Origin of the sequence: Belnapia mucosa (assembly GCF_016775475.1) — a bacterium.
Classification (GTDB): domain Bacteria; phylum Pseudomonadota; class Alphaproteobacteria; order Acetobacterales; family Acetobacteraceae; genus Belnapia; species Belnapia mucosa.
In genome coordinates this window covers 24357-33163 of the sequence record NZ_JAEUXJ010000029.1, presented here as the reverse complement: position 1 = coordinate 33163, position 8807 = coordinate 24357, and the positions used below count along the sequence as shown (strand labels likewise).

Below are 8807 nucleotides of genomic sequence, written 5' to 3'. Positions count from 1 at the left end.
ACCAGCCATGCTCGGGCCGGTTGAGCCCGCGATGGAAGAAGTGGTCGAACTCGGCGCCAGCCAGCGGCTGGCCCGCCCCATCGAGGACAGGGGCCTGCTGGCAGCAGGGGCACTGGCCCTCGAAGGGCTCGGTGGCCACGACCGCACGGATGATGGCCTGGCTGCGGTCGGAGAAGGGCCGCCGCTTGCCGAGCAGGAGGTCCTGGGACGACAGCAGCAGGAACATCAGGTCCGCGGCATGCCGGTCGACCGTGTCGAGCCGGCGGTGCAGGGCGCGGAACTGCTGCAGGATGTGCTCCAGCAGCGGGTCCTCGCCCGCCTCCGGGCCGTCGAGATGCTCCATGGCGGCGCGGACCACGATGTTGCGCCAGAGGTGGAACTGCGGCGAGAGATACCGGGCATAGGCCAGCGCGAGCTGCCAGTGCGCCTAGGTGCCACCCAGCCGTCCCCGCAGGGTGGCGACCAGGCCGTCGCCGTCGCAGACCAAAATACCGTCCTGGCCGGCATTATCCGGCAGACCAGGATCAGTGCCAGTCGCCTGTGCACCGGCATAGGCGCGAAACCGTCCCGTCTCGTCGAGCGCCAGCCAGTCGCGGGGGCGCCTGTTCTCCGGCGCGCCGGCTGCCTTCTGTCAATGCTGAGGTGGGCCGCCGATAGGCCAATAGAATAGAATGTCAGCGGAACGAGTATGTTTATCCGCAGCCCTAACAGAATGAGTCATGTCGAGAAGCGGGTAAGCCGTTCACCCTCTGATGGCAATCTGGCCACCGGTTCGCAGCCCTGGCCTCACCAGGAGCCCCCATGAGCGACAACCCGGATACGCCATACGACCCGAGCTTGCGTGTGTTCGCCAGCAGGCACCCCCGCAATGACGGCGCCAGGCTGGGCCGCATGATGAAGGCAGACGCCACCACACGGCGGTTGCGAGCCCGCCAGATGAGCGAGCGGGGAGATCGTCATGGCGCCGAGCGTGAGCGCCATGATGCCGCCTTCCTCGAGCGCCAGGCCGACCGCCTCAGCGATCCGCTCCTGGCGGTTGGCAGCCCGCTCAGTCCAGGCACTGGCGGCGAGGTGGTCTCGGCCGATCCCAAGACGCCTTCGCTCTACCAGAACGAGGTGCGGCAACCGCCTGACCTCCTGGCAGCCGAAGCCACCGAGCACCGCCTGGCCCTCACGGGCAAGGTGTCTGGCCCCGCGCTGACCCTGGCCCTGGAGATGACCGAGAGCATCGGGGCGCGGAATGCGGTGGAGCGCAACTTGGTACACCAGATCGCGGTGATGCACGCGCTCGGAATCACCTTGGCCGCCCGGGCGAATGGCTTCGCAGCAGACGTCAAAACCTGGGCCTCCGAGCCCCGGCAGCAGGTCCAGAGCGTTGAGGCCGCCCGGATGACGCGGGCTGCGGCACGGGCCGTGGAGGCTTCCCAGCGCGGCATGCTGGTCCTGGAGAGGCTGCGGAACGGCGGCCAGCAACTCGTGACGGTCCAGTATGTGAACGTCCAGGAGGGCGGGGCGGCTGTGGTCGCGGGCCGCATGGACCGGGGGGAGGGCCAAAAATGAGCGACCCTCTCGCGTCCCTGGCCAAGCACCGACCCGGTGCCCGGACACTCGAAGGGTTGGAGCGATGCCGCCGGGCGACCTGGAAGCATGGCGGCCGGAGCGCCGAGGTCATTGCCGGCCAGCGGCTCCGGGGCGAAGCCAGCCGTGCCGCCGCCAGGCTGCGCAGCCTGATCCAGCAGGCGGAGGCGCTGCTGGACGCTCCGGTCGGTCGCTGATGCTGGGCTCGCCCAGCCGCGCGAGGCCTGAACACTTTGGCGCATCCGCACCCCCGTTCTCGCCTGCGAGGGGGCGGATGACCAGACACCCGATCAGCGATCGGATGCCGAAATTCAAAAATGCTGAGCTGCCACACTGTTCTGGTATTGAAATCAAATATTTGAATCACCATGTCCATCACACCTGAAGCGCGACTCATCGAGCATCGTCGCTCTCCCTCTGCACCGGCTCGGTCTTGGCCTGAGGGTAGGCCCGACCTGGCTGGGGATCGGCCGTCCTAAGCCAACAGCGATGCTGCCCTGTGCCGTCCTGCCGCGGCCTTGGGGCCCAGGGAGGGCCGCCGGCCTCTCGTCATCCTCGTCATCCACCCAGTCGGGCGAAGCCCCGCAGCGCCTTACCTGGCGCTGCGGGGCTCCGACACCGCGCATCCGGCAGTGAGCCGGCCGCTTCTGCAAACCCTTTCCCTGCCAGCGGTGGCACGGGACTGGCGATGACGGGGACCTACCCGGCGCTGCCCCCGGATCCTTCGGGGAGAATGCGTCGGCCTGCCGCGCACGCGCGGCATCGGCGCGGCGCATGCCGCGCCGGCACCACGGCTGGCCAGCGCTTCCGCAGGCTGGCCGTGCGAGCCCGGGCCCAGACAGGCCCGGACAGCAGCGTCCGGACCCTGCCCCCAGCAGCGTCGGGGTGGCGGTCCACGCACTGCTATCCAGCCCGCCTGGCCCAGCCGTTGCCTCTTGGCCGGCCGAGCCCAATGCTTGGCCCATCCCTCCAGCCCGTCTCGGCAGCTCAGAGCCGACCGTTGCGGTCCTTGAGCAAGGCCGAAACCCCGCTGGAGATCACCATGACCCCAACCAGCATCCTCAGCTACCAGGGCAGGCCCATCCGCCTCCGCGGCACCATGCTGAACCTGACCGATATGTGGCGGGCAGCAGGCAGCCCGGAGTATCGGCGCCCGATCCACTGGCTGGTGCTCGAGGAGACCACGCGCTTTCGCACGCATGCCCAGGCGCACTGGACCGACCCCGAAGGGGAGGCCCGCCAAAATATCATCCCGGATGATATTATCCGTCTCGACCCTGACGGCTTCGTTGCCACCACCCGCGGCCGCCACGGCGGCACCTGGGCCCATTGGCAGCTGGCCCTGTCCTATGCCCGCTACCTCTCGCCCGAGTTCCACCTCTGGTGCAACGCCGTCGTCCGTGCCGCCCTCGCGTGGCACGACGACCGGCCCGCCGCGGATCCCGATCCGCTGCGGCGGCACCTGGCCCAGCAGTTCCGCGACCTGCACGCCCGGCTCGATACCCTCGAGCGGCATGCGGCGGACCTGATGTTCCTGCAGCTATCGGCGCAGGAGCTGGTGCTGGGGAACCGGCTGGAGTTCACCGGGCTGGGGCGGAGCATCATCGTCAAGGCGGTAGCGGCCGAGCCCTTCGGCGGCCAGTGCCCCTGTTGCCTGCGCGAACGCGTCCTCACCGAGGCCGGCCGGGTGATACCGGGCGCCGAGTTCGACCACTTCTTCCATCGGAGCCTGAACAAGCCCGAGCATGGGTGGTTGATCTGCGCCCCTTGCCACGACGAGCTGACCCATGGCGGCTACCTGGTTCGCTTCATGCGGGTGCCCGAGTTCCGCGCCTTCCAGAGCGTCGTGCTCGAGCACCGCCGCCGCGAGCGGACCACCATCGACGAACCGGCAGCCTAGCCGCCAGCCGCTGTTCAGCAGCGGCACAACTGCAAAAGCCCCATGGCCTCCAACCGAGGCCATGGGGCTTTTCGCGTTTCTGGTCCGCTGCTTCTCATGCCATCCTCGTCCCCTTCGCGCTTGAGGCGAACACGTTAGGCAGGCGGCCGGGCTGTACTTCCCTAGGGAGAACGGAGACTGGTGATGGCGAAGAGGCGGATCCTGGCCGGCGGCATCGCGCAGGAGTCCCACAGCTTCAACCCCGTGCGGACCGGCCGGTCGTGGTTCACTATCCGTGCTGGGGCGGAGGCGGTGGAGACAGCGCGCGGCAGCAACTCCGTGCTTGGCGGCATCGTGGACGCGGCCGCGGAGAACGACATCGAAGTGATCGTGCCGGTGATGTTCCGCGCTCAGTCTGGCGGGCCGGTGGAGGACACCGTCTTCGCCGAAATGCGCGACCGGATGTGCGATGCGGCACGGCGCGGTGACTTCGATGCGATCGTGCTGCCGCTGCATGGCGGGATGCTGACGCCAAGCTTAGAAGATCCCGAGGGCGCGCTAATGATGGCGCTGCGCCATATCGTCGGCCCGGAGATGCCGCTGACAGCCGGCTTCGACCTGCACGCTCATGTCACACCGGAGATTCTGGCACACTGCAACCTGCTCGCGGGGTATCTCACCAACCCGCATGGCGATCAGGGGAATACGGGGCGGCGCGCATTCCTTGCGGCGCTGGACATGCTGGAGGGGCGGCTGCAGCCAGCGCTGGCGGCGGTGCACCTGCCGATGCTTACGCTCGGCAATGATCGCACCGACGAGGACCCGCTGCTGTCGCTGCATGCTCGCGCTCGCGCAGCGGTGGAAGCCGGCGTGGCCTGTGACGTCTCGATCTTCAATGCCCAGCAGTTCCTGGACGTGCACGGCCTCGGCCAATGGGTGCTGGCATATGGGAATGGGACGGCGCCCAATGATCTGGCATTGGAGCTGGCGCAGACGCTCTGGGCCCGGCGGCGGGAGCTGATTGGAAGCTATCCCGCACTGGACGAGTATCTGGACCGGGCGGCGCATGGGATGGAGCGGCCACTGATCCTGGGCGACCAGGGGGACCGTGTGGCGGGCGGCAGCCCTGGTGACGGAACCTACGTGCTGCGAGCGCTGCTGGCACGGGATAGCCTGCCACCCTCTGCCATACCCATTGCTGATGTCAGGGCTGTGCAAGCGTGTCAGGCGGCCGGGCAGGGGGCAACAGTTACACTGACCGTGGGTGGGCGATACTCCACCGTCTCTCCACCGGTGACGGTCACCGGAGAGGTCGTGTCAGTCGGCAACTCGGCGCAGGTGGTCTATGATGGACCGGCGGATGCGGGCTACCGCACCACGTTGGGCGACTACGCGGTGCTGCGGGTTGGCAAGGTGCACCTGATTCTGACGGACCAGCCCTATTCCTACCTCGATCCCGGCTACTTCCGAGCCATGGGGGTCGATCCTGCGCGGATGGGCATCGTGATCACCCGCTCCGGCTACCATTTCACCCTGAACTACGCGGCGATCGGCGAGTGCGTCACCGTGGATACCCCGGGTATGACCTCCTACCGCGTGGCGGAACTGCCCTTCACCAAGGCGCGGCCCTTCTTCCCGCTGGACGAGATGGATTTCACGCCGCGTCTCCATGTGGTCGGCGGCGTCTCGCCTTGAAAGCATCTTGCATCGCGAGCGCAGCTCTTGCTGCATAGCTGGAAACAGCCTGGCCGATGGGCGGCTCCAGGGCCATGAAGGGGAGGGACCGATGCATCGTCGCTCATTGCTGAAAGGGGCTGCCGCGACTGGCGCTGCCCTTTCCGCCCCGGCCTTCGCCCAGGGCACGTCGCGCATCCTGCGGTTTATTCCGCAAATCGATCTCGCCTTCCTCGACCCGCACTGGACCACGGCGAACGTCACGCGCAATCACGGCTACATGGTGTTCGATACCCTCTATGGGCTCGACCAGCAGGATGTGCCGCACCCGCAGATGGCCGAGGGCCACACGGTAGAGGATGATGGCAAGCGTTGGGTCATCCGGCTCCGCGAGGGGCTTCTTTTCCATGACGGTACCCCCGTCCTGGCGCGGGATTGTGTCGCCAGCATCCGCCGCTGGGGTGCCCGAGATGCCTTCGGCGGCGCCTTGATGCGGGTGACCGACGAGATCTCCGCACCTGACGACCGCACGATCGTCTTCCGCCTGAAGAAACCCTTCACTCTGCTGCCGGACGCACTGGCGAAGGGTACTGCGATGATGCCTGCGATGATGCCGGAGCGGGTGGCGCGCACTGACCCTGGTACGCAGATCACTGAAATCATCGGCAGCGGCCCATTCCGCTACGTCGCGGACGAGCGACTGCAAGGCGCGCGCAATGTCTATGCCAAATTCGATCGCTATAAGCCGCGGGAGAATGGACCGGCGCTTGGCAGCGCAGGCCCCAAGGTCGTGCACTACGACCGCGTGGTCTGGACCACCATCCCTGATGCCTCCACCGCCGCCAGCGCGCTTGTCTCGGGCGAACAGGACTGGTGGGAACAGGTGGCGCATGATCTGAAGCCGATGATCGCGCGGAGCCGCGGCCTCCAGCTGCGCGTTCAAGAGGAAACGGGCACGGTTGGGATGCTGCGGCCCAACTGCACGCAGGCGCCGTTCAACAACGCCGCTATCCGCCGCGCCGTGATGGGAGCGATCGACCAAGCCTCCTACATGCAGGCGATCGTCGGCGAGGACCGCTCATCATATCACGTCCCAACCGGCTTCTTCACCCCGGGCACGCCGATGGCGAGCGAGGTGGGGCTCGACCCTCTGCGGAAACCAAAGGACGACGCAGCGGTGCGGCGCGACCTGGAAGCTGCCGGCTACAAGGGCGAGAAGATCGTCCTTCTGGTGCCGACGGACTATGTGACGATCAAGGCGCTGGGCGACGTGGCGGCGGACATGCTGCGACGGATCGGGATGAATGTGGACTACGTGGCCACGGACTGGGGCACCATGCTTCAGCGGCGCAATAACCGCGGCCCGGTCGAGAGCGGTGGTTGGAGCCTCTTCGCAACGAGCTGGACGGGCACGGATCTGCTCAACCCGGCAACGCATGTCGGCGTGCGCGGCAATGGGGCCGCAGGCTATGCGGGCTGGTACGAAAGTGCGCAGCTCGAAGAGCTGTATGGCACTTGGTTTGACGCACCTGACTTAGCAGGGCGGCAGGCCGTATGCCGCGATATCCAGACCGCCTGCATGCAGGAGGTACCCTACTACCCACTTGGACAGTTCAAGCAGCAGACGGCGACGCGGGGTATACAGGGGCTACAAACAGGGTTCACGCGGTTCTGGGGCATCCGACCGGCCTGAGTTCCCGGAGCGGCACCGTCGACAATGATCGACGCGAGCATCAGACCCGACGCCAAGCGGGCGACCAGGACCACCAAGGCCTGCTGCGTCTGTCCGTTGGCCTCAAGGCTGAGGCTGGGCCTGCAGGACGACCTCTCCGCGACCCTGGCGGCGCCAACGGGCCGCTGATGCCGACCCACCGCCGAGGAAGTGCCGGCCGTCTTGGCAGGCCGCACCGTGCATGGTCCCACGGCGGATATCGGCGTGGGCCCAGGGCGGCCAAGCGCGGCGGGGCAGACGGCCCGGGCCGGCAGGTTGATCGGCCGTTCCTCCTGCAGCATCGTGGAACCCAATCAGGCTGCAGCGAATGCGGCCGACGTTCCCGCCGGAGGAGCCCGCCCATGACACGCCGCCGCCTGCTCGCCGCACTTGCCGCGGTGCCGCTCCTCCCAGGGGCCCGCGCACACGCCCAGCCAGTGGTCCCGAGCCCCAGCTGGAGCCCCGAGCGCCCGGTCCGCCTCGTCGTCGGCTTTGCCCCGGGCGGCAGCACCGACACCACCGCCCGCGTCGTCGCCCAGGGAATTACCGCCGGGCTCGGCCAGTCCGTGGTGGTGGAGAACCGCACCGGCGCGGCCGGCAACATCGCAACCGAGCACGTCGCCCGCAGCGCCCCCGACGGGCACACCCTGGTTGTCGCCTCGATGGGATCCCATGCGACGAACGCGGCACTCTACCGCGACCTGCCCTTCGACGTGGTGCGTGACTTCGTCCCGGTCTCGCTCGTGGCCCTGAGCGCGTGCCTGCTCGTGGTCCACCCATCCCTTCCCGTCCGGAACGTCACGGAGCTCATCGCCCGCGCCAAGGCCGCGCCGGGGAAGCTGAACTGCGGCATCGCCGGGGCCGGGAGCTCGCAGCACTTTGCCGCGGCGCTGTTCGAGCACCGGGCCGGCGTCAGCTTCACCCAGGTTTCCTACCGCGGCGGCGCGCCGGCGATGGCCGACCTCGTCTCCGGGCGGCTCGACCTGATGTTCACCCCTTTCGTCGAGACCGCCCAGCAGGTGCGGTCGGGTCAGGTGCGGGCCCTCGGCACCACGCGGTCGGAGCGCTCCGCGCAGTTGCCAGAGGTGCCGGCCATCGCCGAGGAACTGCCCGGCTACGAGTTCAACAGCTGGCTCGGTCTGTTCGCGCCGGCCGGCACCCCGGCCCCAGCCGTGACGCGCCTCTCGCGCGAGGTCGCGGCGGCGCTGCGGACGCCGCAGACACGCGGCCGCATGGAGGAGCTCGGCTATCAGCCGGTCGGCAGCACGCCGGAGGAGTTCGCCGCCTTCTTCGCGGCCGAGCTGCCCCGGGTCGCCGAGCTGGTCCGCATCTCCGGCGCCTCCGTGGACTGAGAGCGTCGGAGAGAAAGTCCCTCGGGAGCAGCTGGGTAGCCTGGCCGTGGCGGCGTGAAAGAGGAGCGCTGCCCCGTCTTTGGCCGGCGAAAGGCCTGGGGGATGAAAGTCGTGGATCTTTATGCGCGGGTTCGGCCTGCCTGCCATGTGGACAGGATGAGCCAACGGCAGGCAGCGCGGGTGTTCAGCATCGGCCCAAGACCGTAGCCAAGATGCTGCGGTTTTCCGTGCCGCCAGGTACCAGCGTAGCAAGCCGCCGGTACGGCCTTGTCTTACTCCGCCACACTGGCCTGGTTTTGCTGCGCTGTTGACACCCAACTCAAGGCATCAGCCATAACGAGGCAACCGGGCCATCGCCCCTTCGGTAACTCTGCTACCGACCAAGTGCCCAGATGCCCTCAAGTTCTTTCCACGGCGGCCTGCAAGTCTGACATCTTCGTCGATATGGACACCGATAACCGGCTCAGACTTGCTCGGCTGCCTGACCGATCCAGGCATCGCGGCTGGAGACAGCGATTGGGTGGACCGGGTGCTCGGCCAGCGAGTAAGCCAAGCCGGAACTCCCAGGCAGTCGGGGTTTCCGCTAGACCACATCCTGTGGCGTAAGCCCTGG

At 67.8% G+C, this 8807-nt stretch carries 7 protein-coding genes; 6 read left to right on the top strand and 1 reads right to left on the bottom strand.

The window, feature by feature from the left end; genetic code table 11:
- Positions 1-358 (bottom strand): hypothetical protein (locus JMJ55_RS28265; RefSeq protein WP_202828956.1); only part of this gene is annotated, 358 nt, incomplete at its 3' end.
- Positions 359-801: 443 nt separating this feature from the next.
- Here JMJ55_RS28265 and JMJ55_RS28260 point away from each other — a divergent pair.
- The 6 genes from JMJ55_RS28260 to JMJ55_RS28235 all read left to right on the top strand — a co-directional run bounded on the left by JMJ55_RS28260 (position 802) and on the right by JMJ55_RS28235 (position 8194).
- Positions 802-1560 (top strand): hypothetical protein, encoded by a 759-nt coding sequence (locus tag JMJ55_RS28260; RefSeq protein ID WP_202828955.1) that lies wholly within the window; start codon positions 802-804, stop codon positions 1558-1560.
- On the top strand, positions 1557-1775 hold the full coding sequence (locus JMJ55_RS28255; RefSeq protein ID WP_202828954.1) for a hypothetical protein: 219 nt from the start codon (positions 1557-1559) through the stop codon (positions 1773-1775). Before JMJ55_RS28260 ends, JMJ55_RS28255 begins: the two co-directional genes overlap by 4 nt.
- A gap of 845 nt (positions 1776-2620) precedes the next feature.
- The gene (locus tag JMJ55_RS28250) at positions 2621-3478 is read left to right on the top strand and encodes a KilA-N domain-containing protein (RefSeq protein ID WP_202828953.1); all 858 of its coding nucleotides are present in this window, start codon (positions 2621-2623) and stop codon (positions 3476-3478) included.
- Between the two features lie 183 nt (positions 3479-3661).
- A complete protein-coding gene (locus JMJ55_RS28245) occupies positions 3662-5152 on the top strand; it encodes a M81 family metallopeptidase (protein WP_202828952.1) in 1491 nt (496 codons plus the stop codon).
- 91 nt (positions 5153-5243) lie between these two features.
- Positions 5244-6824: an ABC transporter substrate-binding protein gene (locus JMJ55_RS28240; protein WP_202828951.1), complete on the top strand. Its 1581-nt coding sequence runs from the start codon at positions 5244-5246 to the stop codon at positions 6822-6824.
- A 380-nt stretch (positions 6825-7204) separates the two neighbouring features.
- The gene (locus JMJ55_RS28235) at positions 7205-8194 is read left to right on the top strand and encodes a Bug family tripartite tricarboxylate transporter substrate binding protein (protein ID WP_202828950.1); all 990 of its coding nucleotides are present in this window, start codon (positions 7205-7207) and stop codon (positions 8192-8194) included.
- The last annotated feature ends 613 nt before the right edge of the window (positions 8195-8807 follow it).